The organism is Faecalibacterium hominis (ex Afrizal et al. 2022) (assembly GCF_049545105.1).
GTDB lineage: Bacteria > Bacillota > Clostridia > Oscillospirales > Ruminococcaceae > Faecalibacterium > Faecalibacterium duncaniae.
This window is the reverse complement of record NZ_CP186860.1, coordinates 1,343,530-1,361,716: the sequence shown is the minus strand read 5'-3', so window position 1 is coordinate 1,361,716 and position 18,187 is coordinate 1,343,530. Positions and strand designations below refer to the sequence as shown.

General features: G+C 59.0%; 14 protein-coding genes. 5 read left to right on the top strand and 9 right to left on the bottom strand.

Features of this window, described 5'->3' with window-relative positions; all coding sequences use genetic code 11:
• Window positions 1-87 precede the first annotated feature (87 nt).
• From ACKXGA_RS06545 to ACKXGA_RS06510, 8 genes are all read right to left on the bottom strand, one after another.
• On the bottom strand, window positions 88-1,509 hold the full coding sequence (locus tag ACKXGA_RS06545; protein ID WP_423730314.1) for a family 43 glycosylhydrolase: 1,422 nt from the start codon (window positions 1,507-1,509) through the stop codon (window positions 88-90).
• A 163-nt stretch (window positions 1,510-1,672) separates the two neighbouring features.
• Window positions 1,673-2,428, bottom strand: a complete 756-nt coding sequence (gene pflA / locus ACKXGA_RS06540; RefSeq protein WP_097773391.1) for a pyruvate formate-lyase-activating protein — start codon at window positions 2,426-2,428, stop codon at window positions 1,673-1,675.
• The gene (gene pflB, locus ACKXGA_RS06535; protein WP_117534012.1) at window positions 2,415-4,667 is read right to left on the bottom strand and encodes a formate C-acetyltransferase; all 2,253 of its coding nucleotides are present in this window, start codon (window positions 4,665-4,667) and stop codon (window positions 2,415-2,417) included. Before pflB ends, pflA begins: the two co-directional genes overlap by 14 nt.
• A gap of 634 nt (window positions 4,668-5,301) precedes the next feature.
• A complete protein-coding gene (locus tag ACKXGA_RS06530) occupies window positions 5,302-5,754 on the bottom strand; it encodes a hypothetical protein (RefSeq protein WP_423730313.1) in 453 nt (150 codons plus the stop codon).
• Between the two features lie 90 nt (window positions 5,755-5,844).
• Window positions 5,845-6,870, bottom strand: a complete 1,026-nt coding sequence (locus tag ACKXGA_RS06525) for a lysylphosphatidylglycerol synthase transmembrane domain-containing protein (protein WP_423730312.1) — start codon at window positions 6,868-6,870, stop codon at window positions 5,845-5,847.
• Window positions 6,871-7,061: 191 nt separating this feature from the next.
• A complete protein-coding gene (locus ACKXGA_RS06520) occupies window positions 7,062-8,663 on the bottom strand; it encodes a glycosyltransferase (protein WP_423730311.1) in 1,602 nt (533 codons plus the stop codon).
• A gap of 22 nt (window positions 8,664-8,685) precedes the next feature.
• Entirely contained in the window at window positions 8,686-9,513 is an 828-nt protein-coding gene (locus ACKXGA_RS06515; RefSeq protein ID WP_423730310.1) for a hypothetical protein, read from the bottom strand.
• A 59-nt stretch (window positions 9,514-9,572) separates the two neighbouring features.
• Complete coding sequence (locus tag ACKXGA_RS06510; RefSeq protein ID WP_117476717.1) at window positions 9,573-10,733, bottom strand: acyltransferase family protein; 1,161 nt, start codon at window positions 10,731-10,733, stop codon at window positions 9,573-9,575.
• Window positions 10,734-11,109: 376 nt separating this feature from the next.
• Here ACKXGA_RS06510 and ACKXGA_RS06505 point away from each other — a divergent pair, with 376 nt between their 5' ends.
• From ACKXGA_RS06505 to ACKXGA_RS06490, 4 genes are all read left to right on the top strand, one after another.
• Window positions 11,110-12,618 carry a class I adenylate-forming enzyme family protein gene (locus tag ACKXGA_RS06505; protein WP_423730309.1) on the top strand — a complete coding sequence of 503 codons (1,509 nt, stop codon included), beginning with the start codon at window positions 11,110-11,112 and terminating at the stop codon, window positions 12,616-12,618.
• Between the two features lie 28 nt (window positions 12,619-12,646).
• On the top strand, window positions 12,647-14,119 hold the full coding sequence (locus ACKXGA_RS06500) for a class I adenylate-forming enzyme family protein (protein WP_423730308.1): 1,473 nt from the start codon (window positions 12,647-12,649) through the stop codon (window positions 14,117-14,119).
• Window positions 14,120-14,302: 183 nt separating this feature from the next.
• Window positions 14,303-14,545, top strand: coding sequence for an acyl carrier protein (locus tag ACKXGA_RS06495; protein WP_117533996.1), 243 nt, complete (start codon window positions 14,303-14,305; stop codon window positions 14,543-14,545).
• Window positions 14,546-14,551: 6 nt separating this feature from the next.
• Window positions 14,552-15,748: a hypothetical protein gene (locus ACKXGA_RS06490; protein WP_423730307.1), complete on the top strand. Its 1,197-nt coding sequence runs from the start codon at window positions 14,552-14,554 to the stop codon at window positions 15,746-15,748.
• Window positions 15,749-16,099: 351 nt separating this feature from the next.
• Here ACKXGA_RS06490 and ACKXGA_RS06485 read toward each other — a convergent pair whose 3' ends face one another.
• Complete coding sequence (locus ACKXGA_RS06485) at window positions 16,100-17,383, bottom strand: hypothetical protein (RefSeq protein WP_423730306.1); 1,284 nt, start codon at window positions 17,381-17,383, stop codon at window positions 16,100-16,102.
• Window positions 17,384-17,437: 54 nt separating this feature from the next.
• Here ACKXGA_RS06485 and ACKXGA_RS06480 point away from each other — a divergent pair, with 54 nt between their 5' ends.
• Window positions 17,438-17,710 carry a hypothetical protein gene (locus tag ACKXGA_RS06480; protein ID WP_423730305.1) on the top strand — a complete coding sequence of 91 codons (273 nt, stop codon included), beginning with the start codon at window positions 17,438-17,440 and terminating at the stop codon, window positions 17,708-17,710.
• The last annotated feature ends 477 nt before the right edge of the window (window positions 17,711-18,187 follow it).

The following is an 18,187-nucleotide window of genomic DNA, read 5'->3' as shown; positions in this document are numbered from 1 at the left end:
GACCCTCTCTATCATTGCTTCGCAGTGCCACCTCCCCAAAAAGGGAGCGGGCATACGTCAGCGTGATAAAGAGGGTCGTTTTTTTGTTTAAGTCAGGATGAAGCTTTCCCAGTCCACCCTGCCGGTGCAGTTCAGCCGGAAGAAGAGCGGAAAGGTTCCTGCCGGGGCAGAAAAGCTGCCCTGTACCTCCTGCCAGTCCGTGCTGGCGGGGAAGGTGACCTCGGCGGATTTCCGGGTGCAGGCCTCGTCCAGATAGACGGCCATGCTGCCCGGTGCACTGGCCCGCAGGCGCAGGGTGAGCCGGGAAGCATCCCCCAGTGCGAAGTACTTGAACCCTGCCAGTGTGCCGTCCTGCATATTGGCGATATAGTGCAGGCTGTCCTCCCGCTTGCCGCTGGAGGCAGGCTCTTCAAAAATGTGGGGCTGGGTGTCCCGCGCACACTTGCGGATGGTGAGCCGCTCTTTGCCGATGGTCTCGTGGGTCAGGTTGCAGGCGTAACAGGCATTGTAGCTGCCGGTGCCGGGCAGCGGCCCGCCGTTCAGGCCGCAGCTTGTGATCTCGGCCTGGTGAAAACGGCCTTCCGCATCCAGCACAACGGGTTCGGCACAGCCCTGGCGGCAGCACTCGATGCCGTGGGTCTGGCGGTGGTAGAAGATGTACCACTGACCACCCAGCTGGCCAAGGCCGCCGTGGGTGTTGCCATAGGGGGCCTTGGGCGTGGTGTTACCGTTCCGTCCGATGTCTGCATTGGAAACGAGGACCCCGCCGTACCGGTAGCCGGTCAGCGGCTGGTCGGAGACAGCATAGCACAGGTCGTGGCTCTGCTCAGAGGAATACACAAGGTAATACCGTTTGCCGATTTTCCGGGGAGAAGAGGCTTCGTAAAAGCCGTGGCCCTCAAAGCCGGTGCCAGCGGTAGCCTGACAGCCGGGCAGCACCTCAAAAGGCCCGGCCTTGATGGTATGCATGTCCGGTTCCAGCTCAAAGCCCAGACTGTACTTGCCCAGCTTGAGTGCCCATGGGAAATCCGGTGTGGGGCAGAAGCCGATGTAGAGATAGATCCGGCCATCGTCGTCCACCAGCACGCCCGGGTCGAACATCTTGGTGGCGGGTATGGTGCCATCCGGGAAAGTTACATTGCACAGATAGGTGAAGGGCCCCTGCGGTGTGTCGCTGACAGCGACCTCACAGGAATCGTATTTTCCACGATTATAATACAAATAGTATCGTCCATCCGGGCCCTGCACGCAGTCGGGGGCGGCAAGGTTGCCGCCCTCTTCCAGTGATGCAGTGGTGGCGGTGTAGGGATAGCTGATGCCCTCGTATTTCCAGCTGCCCAGATCATCCAGCGGGGCGCTCCACACAACGTAATCGCCCTCGCAGAACTGGGTGGAGCCTGCCACGTCGTGGCTGCCGTAGACATAGAGCCGATCCCCCCAGATACGGGGCTCGCCGTCCGGGACATACTCCCACAGGGGCAGATAGGGATTCATGGCGGGATGCTTCATTCAAATACCTCCTTGCAAAAAAGAGCCCTCCGGCGCTCACGCAGTTTACCCCGGAAAAGCAGGGGGGTCCCTGATGCGTGAGCCGCCGAAGGGCTCCATCTTCTGTTTGATTTTATTAAATCAGATGCAAAAAGCTTTGTCAAGCACCGGTGGCTGCATCGCTTCAGCCGGGGTACTTAGCCACTTCCAACAATTCCTCCGCCCGGCGGACCTGTTCCGCCGTGGGGGGAACAGCATCGGGCAGGGGATAGGAGATGCCCAGCTTCTGCCACTTGAACAGCCCCAGCGTGTGGTAGGGGAGCACCTCCACCCGCTGCACCGTTTTCAGGCTGCGGATGAAATCTGCGGTCCTGCGCAGGCCCTCCTCGTCATCGGTGAGGCCGGGCACCAGCACATGCCGGATCCAGAGCGGAACGCCCAGATCAGAGATGTGCCGTGCCATGGCTAGGATGTTGGCATTGTCCCTGCCGGTAAGCTGACGGTGCTTCTCCGGGTCGATCTCCTTGAGATCCAGGATCACCAGACTGGTGGAAGCCATCAGGGTATCGAAGGCGGCCAGGTAGGCGGGGTCATCGGGCTGGAACGGCTGACCGGCCGTGTCCAGCGCGGTGTGCACCCCCTTGGCGCGTGCCAGCTGGAAGAATTTTGTCAAGAAGTCCATCTGCCGCAGCGGCTCGCCGCCGCTGACGGTGATGCCGCCCTTCTTGCCCCAGTAATTGCGGTAGCGCCAGACGTGCTGGAACAGCTTCTCCGGAGACCATTCCGTGCCGCCCTCAGCGCTCCACGTTTCGGGGTTGTGGCAGTATTTGCAGCGCAGGGCACAACCCTGCAGAAAGACAACGAACCGGACACCCGGCCCGTCCACTGAGCCGAAGCTTTCCAGCGAGTGGACGAGACCGACTGGGTCACAGTGCGGCATGGCAGGTACGGGAGATCACGTCCATCTGCTGCTCGCGGGTCAGGTCGATGAACTTGACCGCATAGCCGGAGACGCGGATGGTGAAGTTGGCGTATTCTTCCTTTTCGGGGTGCTCCATGGCATCCAGCAGCTTCTCCTTGCCGAACACGTTCACGTTCAGGTGGTGTGCACCCTGATCGAAGTAGCCGTCCATGACCTGCACCAGGTTCTCCTTGCGCTCCTCCTCGCTGTGGCCCAGAGCCTCGGGGTTGATGGTCTGAGTGTTGGAGATGCCGTCCAGAGCCCAGTGGTAGGGCAGCTTGGCAACAGAGTTCAGGGAAGCCAGCAGGCCGTTCTGCTCCGCACCGTAGCTGGGGTTTGCACCGGGTGCAAAGGGGGTAAAGGCGGCACGGCCATCGGGCAGAGCACCGGTGTACTTGCCGTACACCACATTGGAGGTGATGGTCAGGATGGAGGTGGTAGCCTCGGAGTTGCGGTAGGTGTGGCGCTTCTTGATCATCTCCAGGAAGGTGCGCAGCAGCCAAACGCCGATCTCATCGGCACGATCGTCATCGTTGCCGTACTTGGGGAAGTCGCCCTCCACCTCATAGCCGGTGGCAAGGCCGGTCTCGTCGCGCACGACCTTGACCTTGGCGTACTTGATGGCGCTCAGGGAGTCGATGACGTGGGAGAAGCCTGCAATGCCGGTGGCAAAGGTGCGGCGCACATCAGTGTCGATCAGGGCCATCTCGGCTTCCTCGTAGTAGTACTTGTCGTGCATATACTGGATCAGGTTCAGCACGTTGACGTACAGGCCGGCCAGCCAGTCCAGCATCTGGACATACTTGGGCAGGACCTCGTCATAGTTCAGGTACTCGCTGGTGATGGGGGCGTAGTTGGGGCCGCACTGCTCGTGGCTCTTCTCGTCCACGCCGCCGTTGATGGCGTACAGCAGGCACTTTGCCAGGTTGGCACGGGCACCAAAGAACTGCATCTCCTTGCCGGTCTGGGTGGCAGACACGCAGCAGCAGATGGAGTAATCGTCGCCCCAAACGGGCTTCATCACATCATCGTTCTCGTACTGAACAGAGCTGGTGTTGATGGACACCTTGGCAGCGTACTTCTTGAAGCTCTCGGGCAGGGCAGAGGAGTACAGAACGGTCAGGTTCGGCTCCGGTGCGGGGCCCATGTTCTCCAGAGTGTGCAGGAAGCGGTAGCAGTTCTTGGTGACCATGCTGCGGCCGTCCATGCCGATGCCGCCCACTTCCAGGGTGGCCCACACGGGGTCGCCGGAGAACAGCTGGTTGTAGCTGGGGATGCGGGCAAACTTGACCATGCGGAACTTCATCACCATGTGGTCGATCAGCTCCTGAGCCTGGCTCTCGGTCAGGGTGCCGTTCTCCAGATCGCGCTGGATGTAGATATCCAGGAAGGTGGAGATGCGGCCCACGCTCATGGCAGCGCCGTTCTGGGTCTTGATGGCAGCCAGGTAGCCGAAGTACAGCCACTGGCAGGCTTCCTTGGCGTTCTTGGCGGGCTGGGAAATGTCGCAGCCGTAGGCCTCGGCCATCTTCTTCATGCCCTTCAGGGCGCTGATCTGGCGGGCGATCTCCTCGCGCAGGCGGATCACATCATCGGTCATGGTGCCGTCGCCGCAGTTGGCAAAGTCCTCCTGCTTGAACTTGATCAGGGCATCGATGCCGTACAGGGCCACGCGGCGGTAGTCGCCCACGATGCGGCCGCGGCCGTAGGTGTCGGGCAGGCCGGTGATGATGTGGGTGTGGCGGGCAGCTTTCATCTCAGGGGTGTAGGCATCGAACACAGCCTGGTTGTGGGTGCGGGTATAGTCGGTAAAGATCTTGTGCAGCTCCTCGCTGGGCTGATAGCCGTAGGTGGTGCAGGCCTGCTCTGCCATCTTGATGCCGCCGTAGGGCATGAATGCACGCTTCAGGGGCTTGTCGGTCTGCAGGCCGACGATCTGCTCCAGATCCTTCAGGGTCTCGTCGATATAGCCGGGGCCGTAAGCGGTCAGGCTGCTGACGACTTCGGTCTCCATGTCCAGCACGCCGCCCTTGGCGCGCTCTTCCTTCTGCAGCTTCTGCAGGGCACCCCACAGCTTATTGGTGGCTTCGGTGGGGCCAGCCAGAAAGCTCTCGTCGCCATCGTACGGGGTGTAGTTCTTCTGGATGAAGTCGCGGACATTGACTTCCTCTTTCCAGATGCGGCCCTCAAAGCCTTCCCACTGTTCAAAATTGATCATTGGAACCTCCTTGCTCCATTTCATGCGCAAGTTAGCGCATTCTAACTAATGAGCCTTTGAAAAACCGCACTGCATAGGCGGCTTTCTGGGGGCGAAACAGTCCTGAACTGCCGTCTGCGGCAGTTCTAACTACAAGGTGTAGACAAAAATGAAAACCTGCCCACAAAATCTTGCGTTACTATAATAACAAGAACCACTTTAAAAAGCAATAGAAAACAAGTGGGTTTTCTTCCAAAGCAAGGGGGATTCTTTGGGCAGAATGTAGAAAAAACGCTGAATCCCCGGCGGTGTACACTTTTTTCGGGAAAAATTGCAAATTGAGGGTTGACAAGACTAACTGCGTATGGTATCCTGTTCTCACAGCACAGGTTAGCTATTTCTAACCGCGCTGCACCAAAAAACGGAACGTCTGCAAGCGCTCCGTTCCATTCCTCCATTCCATACTCTCTTTTTCTTGGCAGGATGCAGCATTCTGGTTTGCTCTGCATCCGCTGCGCGGCACACAGGGCTCTGGTACGGCACTGTGCGCAGATGAAAACAAAAACGGGACACTCAGCTTGACCACCTGAGTGCCCCGATTTTTGTTTTGTCCCGGTCGTTGATCAGCCGCATCCCGGGGAGCGGACAACATTCTTTACACCACCGCGTCCCGCAGCAGCTGGTAGATCGCCTCTGCGTTTCCATCGGGGGAGCGGAGGGAGACGAATTTTCCGTTTACCTGGCAGACTCCGTCTGAATAGACGGTGAAAAGCAGGTTCTGGCTGGCACCGTCTGCAAAGCGCAGGGTGATGGAATGCGCTTCGTAGTCGTGGGAGTAGGAGCGGGCGTTCTGGCTGAATTTTTGGTAGCAGCTTGCGTTTTGCAGGATCTTGAAAAATGCCTGATAGGTGTCATCGCCCGCAGAATAGGCGTGGGTGGTAACCACCGATGGGCTCAGGCTGACGGTATCCTCCACACTGACAGAGACGGAAGTGCTTTTATTGATATCAGTTTTCAGGTCAACGCGGCGGTTGGAAACGAACAGCAGCACGAACAACAGGACCCAGAGGGCCATGATGGCATAAAAACGGAGACTTTTGTTTTCCATAAGGCGTTCTCCTTTGGTGGGCCGCACAGCTGGGCGGCCAGAGATCTTCAGAGAGTACGCTTTCATTATAGTGCCGGAACGCGCAGGATGTCAACTGTTCTCCAGATGCTTCTGTGCCGCAAAGGTACCTGCGGCGCTGGCGGCAAACACAAAATAGTAGCTTGCGATGCGGAAGAGCATCAGGGTGCTCATGGCCTCGCCGCTGGTCATAAAGCTGCTGAACACCAGCAGAAAGGCCGTTTCAATGGAGCCCATGCCTGCTACATTGGGCAGTGCGTTGGAAAGGAAGAGCATCAGGCTGGTGAGCAGCTGTACCTGCCAGAAGCTCAGCCCGCAGGAAAGCCCCATGAAACGGATGCAGAACCACGGCAGGGTGAACATCAGAAACAGCTTGAGGGTCTGCATGGCAAGGATGCGGGCACAGCGGCCTTTGTCGGCCAGCAGGAGGCGACTTTCGGCGGCCAGAGTGTCCAGCTGCTCCAGCCACTTTTCCCGGCGGGTCCGCCATGGTTCCGTTTTGGGCAGAAAGCCCATGGCCCAGCGGGCCAGCCGCTGCACCAGCGGCGAGACACAGAGCAGCACCAGCGTCACGATGACCAGCGCCACCACGCAGTAGGCGGCGGGCAGATAGTGCATCACGCCGGAGGTGTTGGCGGCGAGCCAACGGTGCTGCAGCAGGAGCATCACAGTGGCATAGAGCAGAACGGTGGTCTTGTGGAATACATATTGCAGGGTCATCAGGCCCACACCGGGGCCCAGCGGCAGGCCGCAGTGGTAGAGATAGTAGGACTCCATGGGCACAGCCCCGGCACCCAGGCCGACCACGTTGCCAAAGATGCCCACAAAGGCGGCATCCATGCCGCGCCGCAGGGTGAAGCCCGGCAGGCGGCAGCGGATGATGAGCCAGCAGACGATTCCCTCAAGCAGGGGGTATGTCAGGCCGATGGCCAGCACCAGCAGCACCTGCCAGAGGGAGAGCTGGGCCAGCGCGGTCGAGATCTCGGCCCAGTGGCTGCTGAAGATAAAAACCACTACACAGGTCAGCGCCAGCAGCACCAGCAGAGAAAGGATCGCTTTTTTGCGGGAGGGCTGCTGGGGGGTGTTGGTCTGTTCCATGAGACAAGGCTCCTTTCACGATACTGCTTGCAGTATAACACAGCGGGGCCTTGCTTTTGTGAACTGAAACAAAATTTTTCTCGTCACTTTGTGTGATATGATAAAAAAGAACCTCTCCGGCTCACTTCGTTCGCCAGCTTTCCCGGTAGGGGAGAGGCGGCATTGCGAAGCAATGACGGAGAGGTTTTGTGTTACTTTTTCGCTGTCAGATCTTCCACAGCAGCCCGGAGCGTCTGCTCAAAAGCCTCCTTGGAATAATACTGCTCGTACATTTTACGGCATTCTGTCCGCATGGAGGCCAGCTCTTCCGGGTGTTCAATGGCGTGCTCCAGCAGGACAGCCAGCTGCTGCGGGTCGTCGTTGTGGTAAACGAAGCCATTCCGCCCCTCGGAGATGAGCCCGGCGGTGCCGGTGTGCTCCGACACGATGGACGGCTTGCCGAAGATCAGACCCTCGGTGACAAAGGTAGGCATGGGATCATCGCGGGAAGCGCAGACCAGACCGGTGCACTGCTCCATCAGGCTCTTGATCTCGTCACGGGTGAGCCGCTTGCAGTAGTACACGTTTTCCGGGTAGTCTGCGGTCAGGGCGCGGACGGAGTCCATCATCTCCTTGTCAGCGGCCTGGCCCACAAAGAGGAAGGAGGCTTTTTCCCGCACCTCGGGCGGCAGCAGGCGGATGGCCTTGCAGAAGATATCGTGGCCCTTGCGGCGCTCAAAGGAGCCCACCGTGGCAAACAGAGGGCGGCCGCGGTTGTAGCCCAGATCGGTGCGGACAAAGTTCTCTGCCGCGTAATCGGGCAGGCCGTAGATGAGCGGCCGGATCTCGAATTCGGGGCGCACGGCGTGCATGGCGTTGGCGGCGTGGCTGCCCACTGAGTAGACCCGGACATTCTCCCCCAGCTGGGTGGGGATCTGGTGGGCAATGTGGGGATAGCCTGCAAAGGCATCGTGGAGCCACCACAGTACCGGTACGGCGGTGCCGCTCAGGGCACGGACAGCCCGGGCCATGACCACCGTGTTGGCGATGACGAAGTCGGCACAGAGGGCCATGCCCCAGGCATCGGAGACATTGCGGCAGGACGACCGGGTGATGACCGAGGCCCCGGCATCCAGGAAGAGATGCAGGGAGCCGCCGTCACTGGGGCCCAGCACAAGTACCTCATACCCCATGCTGCGCAGCACCGGCACGGCACTCACCAGCACGATGGGTGCGCCGGTCATATCCAGCACATGGCTCATAATAAAGGCACGTTTGCCGTGGGCCGAAAACGCATCCTCGGCGCAGATGCCGCGCTCGTAGTGGAGCAGGGCCTGCGGGATGAGAGTGGGCTTAGTGCAGAGCTGCGCGGCCAGCGCCAGCAGCTCAGGCACATTTTCGGGGTCATGGGCGGCGGCGCGGCAGCGCTCCAGCAGGGTGCGGCTGACCACGGCGCAGCGGTTCTGCGCCTGCAGCGGCTGGCTCTGATAGAGGGCGGTTGCCCCGCCAAAACCGAACACCGCATTGCAGACGGCGTAATCCGCCCCATCCTGCAGGGCTTTGGCAAAGTACATCAGGGCGGTGGACATCAGCTCTACGTCCTCAGCGGCCAGAAGCACACCGTCCACGCTTGCGGTCAGTTCCCCATCCAGCCGGTCCACCAGCCGGAACTTGCGGTGGAGCTGGTCAGTCAGGGTGGCTTTCAGGGCCGTGCTGCGGGCCGATGCGCAGACCAGCAGATAGGTGCTCTGGGTGTTGCTGTACTCCTGCAGGGCCAGCTGACGCTGCTGCAGGGGGGTGTAATTGTTATACATGGCTGTTCCTCCGTTCCGCTTCTCAGTTTCCACGGTGGAACAGGCGCATCAGGCTGCGGATGGGAGCAGTGAGCTTCCAGCTTTTACTGGAAAACACGCTTTCCAGCGAGGTCTCGTAGGCATTGCTCCGGGCCTGCAGATCGGCGTTTTTCTGGCACAACTGTGCGATCTCCTGCTGCAGGGCGGCTACCATCTGCTGCTGGGCCGCGGCATTCTGCTCCAGCTGCTGGATATGCTGCTTTTCGCTGTCCTTGCGCAGCTGGAGCTGCTGCACGCCCTGCAGCACGGCGCAGAACAAAGGCTCGTCCGTCAGGGTCTCCAGCGGGAAGTAGCCGTAGCTCACCACCAGCTTCATCCCGGCGGGGTAGTGGGTGGTGCCCTCCAGCCGGTAGTTGGGGTCATCGCCCAGGAACAGGGTGCTGCCGCCGGAAAGGTTCAGGCCGTTGGTGGGTGTGCAGATGATGCGGTCATCTGAAAAGATCAGGTTGGTGATGCAGCAGGGCAGCTCACCCGGGTCGAACCGCAGGGCCTGTGCAGCCACCGGCAGCTCAAAGGTCGCGGTCACGGCACCGGTCAGCTCGTCGGTGGTGCAGTCGGGTGCGGTCAGGGTGTCCTTTTCCGAAAAGCCGAAGCCTGCATCATAATAGAGCAGCGGCTGCAGCAGAGTGGGCGAGTCAGTGTGCATCTCGCGCTGGGGGTGTGCCGCAAGGTAGGACTGCACCTTCTGTTCCAGGGCAAGGCAGCGTTCTGCCAGATGGGAAACGCTTTCGTCCGAAAGCTTGAGCTGCTGTTCCAGCTCGGCGATCTTTTCCTGCAGAGCCGCAGTGTTCTCAGGAGCTGCGTTGTTCATAACCGGATTCTCCTCATAATATTATTTCACTTCAGCAGAGGGGGCAACCTCCGCAAAAATCAGTGTTTTGCCGCAAAATGACGCTCAGGCGCTTCGGCGCGGGCGCTGCGCCGGCGGGGCGCTTCCGCCGCCTTCTGCTCCCGGCGGGAGGTGAGCCAGAACTTCAGGTCCCGGCGGCGCACCAGCAGCTCGCAGATGAGCAGGGTGGAGCCCAGCGAAAGGGTGAACTGCAGCACCATGCCCAGCACCGGGTGAGCCGCAAACTTCTGGGGCATCAGATACCAGGGAATGGCCGTGAGCTCCACAGTGTGGACGCAGAAGATGAACAGCGAACGGCGGCCAATGGCCTGGATGGCGTGGGTGACAACGTTCTCCACCCTGCGCTGGAACCAGATGACGATGGAAAGGATGCCCAGGCCCGTCACGGCATCCAGCAGGATGCTCACGGGGCCGAGGGTCCACTCGGCCATCGAGACGCAGTCGGTGCTCTTGGTAAGAAGCACCAGTGCGGCCACAGCCAGCGCTGCCGCGATCATCCCGCCGCGCAGACGGGGCGAGAGGGGCTGTTCAAAGATCTTATACTTCTTGGCAAGGTAGCCCACATACAGAGCCGGAACAGTGACCATGCCCTGGCCGATGCAAAAAGGAGCCTCCCAGGTGATGCAGATGCCCCAGCCTAACAGCATGGTACCCAGCACCGCCCAGTTTATGTACTGCTCCGGGAAGATATTCAGGATGAGATCCAGCAGGATCCATGCGATCATCAGCGAGAGCAGATACCACATGGGGCCGCAGGAGAAGAACAGCTGGCCGAAGTAGGTGGCCGTGTGGGGCAGGCCCAGTGCAAAGCCGCCCAGCACCTTGTAGGTCTCGTAGGTGGCGTTGTGCAGGCTGCCGAACAGGCTGTAATGGATGATAAAATGGAACACGGTGGTGGCAATGCCTGTATAGATGTAAGGCTTGAGCAGCGTTTTGAACTGCTGGTCGATGCACTTGCCGATGGAGCGCTTGCGGAAGCCGTAGCCGCTGGCAATGTAAAAGGCCGCCATCAGGGATTCGCGGTAGGCGAACATGAAAAAGGTCAGCGGGTTGATGTGGCTGGCATCGCCCATGGGATAAAGCTCACCGGTGTGGGCAAAGACGATGGTCAGCATGCCGACACCCTTGAGCAGGTCGAACATGCCCAGCGAATTTGCGGCACGGCGTTTGGTTCCCTCCATAAAAAGGTCCTCCTCTGCGCCGCACCCCGCCCCGGGATGGCAGAATTGCCGGATTTTTGGCGCATCATGTTAAAAATTAGAGATATTTATAATAAGTATAATGCTTTTTGCCCCTGCTGTCAATCAAACCCAGGGAGAAAGCACGATGGGCGGATACCGGGAAAAGTGTACCACACTCACGGCCTGCCCGCAACAAAAGGCAGGATTTACATCCGGGTGCACAGATTGACTGTAAGTTTAAGTTGCATATTTGTGCAATTAAATCTTGCGTTTGAGCCTTCTATGCGGTATACTCTAGGCTAGAGTACCCAGAAGATTCCATTTAGCGGAAACAAAAGGGAATATTTTAACAAAAATAAACAGGGAGTGTAAAATAATGGAAAACAAGGCTTGTAAGGAAGTTGTGACCGTGGCAAATATGCCGATGACCGTTTTTGACATGATCTCTGCGATGCAGAATAAGTATGCTGACCGTGTGGCGTTCCGCTATGTGGAGGGCAAGGACACGGTGGTGGAAAAGACCTACGCCCAGTATGTGCAGGATATCCGCAAAGTGACCGGCTACCTGCAGCAGGAGCTGGGCGAGCCCAAGGGCAGGAAGATCGTTATCCTGAGCCGCACCAACTATGAGTACGGCGCGGTCGTTTTCGGCACCATGATGGCAGGCGCTGTCATCGTGACCCTGAACCAGGGCAAGACCTGGGCCGAGCTGGAGCATGAGCTGGGCATGATGGAGCCGGACCTCATCTTCAACGACGGCATCGATTACGGCTACCGCGCCCAGCTGGAAGCACTTTACGGCGCTCGGCTCCGCCCCATGGATGCCTGGATCGCTGCCCCTGAGGCTGAGATGGTCAACCGCATCGACCACGAGGGTCTGCTGATGCTGATGTTCACTTCCGGCACCACCGGCCGCAGCAAGGGCGTGATGCTGAGCGAGAAGAACTACTTCACCGCCTGCCAGATGTACATCGATGGCCAGAAGGTCATCCCTGATCAGAAGGAGCGGCTGGCACCCCAGAACCTCGACCAGACCTTCAGCCACTTTACGCTGGTGCCCATGTTCCATCTGGCCGGTTTCATCTGCTACTTTGTCTATGGCATACAGGGCTGGACCCTGAATCTCTGCTGTGATGCCCGCGACCTGCGCCGGGATATGAGCATGATGCACAGCGATGCCATGTCTACCCCGCCGGTGCTGGTGGAGATGATCTACAACGAGGTCAAGCGCGGCCATGCCGACCGCCTGAACGGGCTGTGGAACCTGAGCTGCAGCTCCGCCATCCTTGATCCCGCCATTCTGAGCGACCTGGTGAAGAATGGTTTCTACATCAATCAGTGCTACTCCATGACCGAGCTGGCCGGCTATGGCCTGCTGAACGTGACCCAGGAGGGCGACCACCTGCGTGCCCTGGGCAAGCCGGACGGCTTCTGTGAGGTCAAGGTGGACGAGACCGGCGAGATCTGCGTCCGCGGCGGCTGCGTGATGCTGGGCTACTATAAGGACCCCGAGACCACTGCCGAGACCATCGACAAGGACGGCTGGCTCCACACCGGCGACCTGGCCCGCGTGGACGAGGAAGGCTACTACTATATGACTGGCCGCAAGAAGAACCTCATCATTCTGGACAGCGGCGAGAACGTCAGCCCCGAGGAGCTGGAAAAGCTGCTGGGCAAGTGTGATGCCATCAAGGAGTGCATCGTCAAGGAGATGGGCAAGAAGATCGGCACCGTGGTCTGCTGTGAGGATGACAAGCAGCAGCAGGTGAAGGATTTTGTCACCGAGCTGAACCGCACCCTGCCCATGTACAAGCGCATCTCCGTTGTAGAATGCAGCGCCGAGCCCCTGCCCCGCAACGCGCTGGGCAAACTGCTGCGCAAGTAAAATCAAACGGGAGAAAAAGGAGCAGACCATGGTAAACAATGTCTATGATCTTGTCACCCGGACAATGGAGCAGGAATTCCCCGGGCGGGTGGCCTTCCGCTGGGTAGAGGATGCCACCGGCACCGTGAAGGAAAAGACCTATGCCGAGTATGCACAGGATATCCGCCGCGCCGCTGCCTGGTTTGCCCGGAACATCCCGGAGGTGGAGGGCAAGCGGGTGGTCCTGTTGAGCCGGAACTGCTATGAGTATGGCGTGAACACCTTTGGCGCTGTGCTGGCCGGGGCTGTTCTGGTAACGATGAACCAGAAAAAAACCTGGGATGAGCTGAGCTGGGAGCTGGAGCTGGCAGAGCCTGCCCTCATCCTGAACGATGGGGTGGACTACGGCTGCCGTGAGCAGCTGGAGGCTGCGTATGGGGAGCGCCTGCGGCCGATGGATGTCTGGAAGGACACCGCGCCCGGCGGGCTGGAAAAGAAGATCGACCCCAATGCCCTGATGGTCATGCTGTTCACCTCCGGCACCACCGGCCGCAGCAAGGCTGTGATGCTGGCGGAGCGGAACTTCTTTACCGTGATGCAGATGCACGTTGCCATGGGCGACCACATGCTGGACTTCAAGCACCGGCAGCTGCCCGAGGACAAAAACGATGTCCTGAGCAACTTTGCCATCCTGCCCCTGTTCCATCTGGGCACCTTTATCTGCCTGTTCTCCTGGCCCTTCAAGGGCTGGGCCCTGAACCTTTGCAGTGACCTGCGGAATTTCTACCGGGATCTGGGCCTGATGCACAGCGATTCCATTGCCGTGGCCCCGGTGCTGATGGAGAGCATCTACAAGGATGTCAAGCGCGGCCGCGCCGATAAGCTGAACGGCCTGTGGAACCCCTGCGGCAGCTCTGCCATGTTCGACAGCGAGCTGCTGCTGGGTCTGGTGGAAAACGGCATGTACATCACCCAGTGCTACGGCATGACCGAGACCTGCGGCGATGGTCTGGTGAACTACGCCCAGGCAGAGCCCTATATCCGGGCGCTGGGCAAGCCGGACGGCCACTGCGAGTACAAGCTGGATGAGACCGGCGAGATCTGCATCCGGGGCGGCTGTGTGATGCTGGGCTACTATAAAGACCCCGAGGCCACCGCCGAGATCATCGACAAGGACGGCTGGCTCCACACCGGCGACCTGGCCCGTGAGGACGAGGACGGCTATTACTACATGGTGGGCCGGAAGAAGAACCTGATCATTCTGGGCACCGGCGAGAACGTCAGCCCCGAGGAACTGGAAAGAAAGCTCAACGCCTGCCCTGAGGTGCAGGAGTGCGTGGTCAAGGAGATGGGCAAAAAGATCGGCGCGCTGATCTGCTGTGCCGAGGAAAAGCAGGCGGAGGTCCGGGCCTTTATCACCGGGTTGAACCGTACCCTGCCGCTGTACCAGCGGATCACGGCGGTGGAGTTCAGTGCCGAACCCCTGCCCCGCAACGCCATGGGCAAGCTGCTGCGCAGGTAAGCGCGGAAATTGCGAAAAAAGCGCGAAACCGGGCGGCCTGTGTGTTGCATTTCCTCTATAAAACAGGTATTATAAAACACAGGAATGCCCCGCCCGGCTGGCTAAACCGGCCCGGCGCGTGGCATACTGAAACTGCGCCCTTACAGGCGATAAAAAATCCCTCACGGAAAGGAAGATTTTTTGATGGAAAGAGCAGAAATCGTGTCTCAGATCCTGGCAATTCTGGAGGATGTGGCAGAGATCTCGCCCGAGGATGTCAACGAAAACAGCGTGATGATGGATGATCTGGATCTGTCCTCTATGGAGATCCTGACCGTCGTGGCCGATCTGGAAGAGACCTTTGGTCTGCGCATCCCCGAAAAGGAGCTGCGCAACTTTGTGACCATCGGCGATCTGGCTGATTATCTGGCCGAGAACGCGGGGTAATTCCGGATGAATGCAGAGCAGCGTGCGGTGTTTCAGGGCATCGTCTACTATTACCGTGAAAATCAGGTCCTCTGCCGCTATCAGGCCACGCTGAAGGAGGCCGTTGACCCGGCTCTTCTGCAGCAAGCACTGGATGCGGCCCGCCCGCTGGCAGAGTATTATTTCTGCCATGTGGTGTGGGAAAAGCGGGAGGTCCGTCTGGAGCCCAACACTGCCCCCTGCCGTGTGCGGCAGGGCAGCACCCAGCCAAAGATCCCCGAGGAGACGAACGATTATCTCTTCTCGCTGGGCTGTGAGGGGAACACGGTCTATCTGGACTGGTTCCACTTCCTGGCCGATGGCCGGGGCGGCTCGCCCTTTTTCACCCTGCTGCTCAAGCTCTACTGCAACCTGCGCTCCAACGCCGGTTTTGTGTGCGAGGCCCTTGCCTCTGACCCACCCTACGATGTGGAACAGCTGCTGGCCCGCTACCCGGAGAGCCAGGTGGCCAACGACATGCAGAAGGACGTGCTGCAGATCCACGAAGGCACGCCCCATTTTCAGCGGCTGCGGCTGGACAGGCAGAGCCTTGTGGATCTGGCGCAGAAGGAGGGCGTGAAGCCCTTCAGCGCCCTTATGGGGCTGACCTGCCGGGCAGCGCAGCGGTATCTGGAAAAGAATGACCTTGTGTACAGCTATGCCGCCGACACCCGCGCGGCGCTGGGGGTGCCGCACGCCCTGTACAACTGCATTGCGTCCTTTCAGCTGCCCCTGCGGCTGGAACCGCAGGCCCGGCTCCACAGCTTTGCAAAGCGGCTCGACCATGAGATCCGGGAAAGCCTGACCCCGGAGCGCCGCCTGTTCCGCATGGCCGAACAGATGGGCTGGGTGTATCAGGTGTTCCAGCAGAAGGCCGCGCTCAAGATCAAGAAGCGTGTGTTCCAGATGGGTGAGTACATCAGCGGCTTCCCGGCAGATTTCTGGGTCAGCTACATCGGCAGCCCGCTGCTGCCGCACAGCCCGGAGCTGGAAGCATACCTGACCGATTTCCAGACCTGGGTGCTGCCGGACGGTGCGTCCCTTGCAATGGAGGTCACCAGCCTGCACGGCGTGCTGACCTGCTGCATTGAGAACAAGGTGGACAAGCCCGGCTATCTCGAGGCCCTGCGCGACGTGATGGAGCAGGAGGGCATCAGGGTGCTGGAAGCGGTACAGATTTCCTGAAGCAACAATAACAGCGAACCCCCCAGTGCAGATCGCACCGGGGGGTTCGCTGTTTAGTTAGCATCCTCACCCTCTCCGTCATTGCTTGCGCAATGCCACCTCTCCCGAAGGGAGAGGCAAGACATCACAGAGGGCAGATGCTGCTAAATCTGGGATTGCCCTTGGCTCCCCCTTTGGGGCAACAACAACGACCGCCGCCAGTGGCGGATTGAGGGAGAAGTTGTTGGGACAGCGGCCAGCAGGATGCAAGCGGAGCGAAGCAGACGCTGGGTGCCGCAACCCGGATCACGGCGTTAGCCCGTGACTGAGAGGTTGTACGAAGGATAACCTGCCCTCTTTTATGCGTTTACTTTATGCGTTTACTTTTCCCCAGCTCCGAATAACCTCCCAGCGGCTGACGGAATCCTCCGCGGACGCATCCGGGGTGAGGAGCTGGTTCTCGATGGCCCATGCAAAGGCCTGCTGGACCGGGGCAGCATCGGCAGGGAGAAGAGCAGCGGGGGCCGGGGTCCCGGCTGCTTCCCACAGCAGCAGGGCCAGCTCCCCGGCGTTGTTGGGGACGGCCGCACCGGCAGGCAGGACGGTGTTCAGGTACAGCTCGGTGCCGATCATGTAGCCGGTGTAGCCCAGCACAGCCGCGCCAGCACCCGCCGTGCCGATTATGGCGGCGGTGCCCAGAATGCCGGGGCCTTCGCTTTCAATGGTGGCCTCCCGGTACTGGGCTTCCACGGTAACGGTCTTGCCTTTTTCCACTGCATTGGCCGGGATGGTAAAGCTTTCGGCGTTGTAGGCCACATTGGGGTTGCCCAGCAGGCTTTCCTCACTGATGGTCCACTGGTCGAACACCATGCCCTCCGGTACGGCATCCGGGTTCAGGGTCACTTTTGCTTCTGCATCCACCGGCACGGTGCCGCTGGTCAGCGCATCCCTTTCGCCGGTCGTAAAGCTGCCGCCCACCACTTTCAGGGTGTAGGTCTCCGGTTCCGGTTCAGGCTTCGGTTCGGGTTTGGGTTCCGGTTTCGGGTCGTTCAGCTGCAGCTCAAGGTCAGCCGTAAGAGGCAGCTGTACTTCCCGTACCTTGCCGCTGCTCAGGGTCACATACAGGGTGCCGGCGGGCTGGCCGACCACATAAAGCTCCTTGGCGGCGCTTTCCAGTGTGGTGGTATCGCCGCTGGTTTTCAGGGCCGTAATGGTTCCGTTGTCCGAAACCGTGATCTTTTTGGCGCTGTTTTCGCAGCCGGTGGGAACATTCAGGAACACGCCGTTCAGGGCGCTGGCGCTGCCGGTAACTTCTTTCAGGAAAATGCCGTTGGTGATGGTGGCGTTGCTGTCCACCGTAACCGGGCAGTTCACCGCCACTCTATGGGGGTTCAGGTCGGTGTTGTTAAAGTCATAGCTTTTCTCGGCGGTAGGCTCCAAAATCAGGCTGTTGTTTTCAAACTTCCAGCCGTTGCCGCTGTAATCCTGGGTGCCGCCCTTGGTGCCAACGGGGTAGCCGTCTTTATCGATCACCAGCCGGGTCAGCATGCTCAGGGTAACGGTGCCCGCATGGGCGTGTGGTGCGGTAAAAGTGACAGAAAAATTACCGCTACCATCATCGTGATATCTTGCACTTGGTGCCCAATCTTCAAACAAACAATGTGTGTCGTTTGAGTCCCCGAATGTAACATCAATAGGAAATAATACTGCTTGACTGTTTTTAAGAGAAATATAGATGGTGATGCTGGTATCATGGTCGGAATTGGGAATGACATAACCGCTGTTGCCGAAATAACTGATTTCTGTATCGAAACTCTCATAGCTACCATTCTGCTGGGAATTCACTTTCAAGGTATAGCCGTCAGCGACTTGGCCATCCTTTGGTTTTTTATGAAAAATGCCGCCCTTTATGGTGCCAGTGTTGGTAACGGTAGAATTAAACATGCCGCCGGTAATTGTACCATGATTTATAACGTGCATTGAGTAAACGCCACTCGTTATAGTGCCATCATTGGTAATACTGGAACCATGATTTCCGGTGTCCCAAAATTTACCATTTTCAATCGTTGCGTTTTCCCCTATGATGGCAGAACATAAAATACTCTTTGGATCCAGACGGATGTTTCCGCACTCTTTCAAATCATAGGTAGTAGGGTTTTCGGGGGCGATGGTCAAAACTTTAGCCGTAGCATCATAGCTCCAGCCATCACCGGTATAAATTTCGTGATTTTGGGAATCGGTTGTAGGAGTTATATCATCGAGAACCGGATAACCAGACCGAATTTGTAAAGGTTTCAAGGTGGAGCCGCCTTCCTCCGCCCACGCTGTGATTGCCGACACAGGCAGGAGCGTTACCGCCATGCACAGCGCCACCAGAAGGCTGATAAGTCGTTTCTTCATAGGAGATTCCTCACTTTCCTTGCGCCGGTCTCCCGGCTGGGTGGTATGGGGGCTTATACT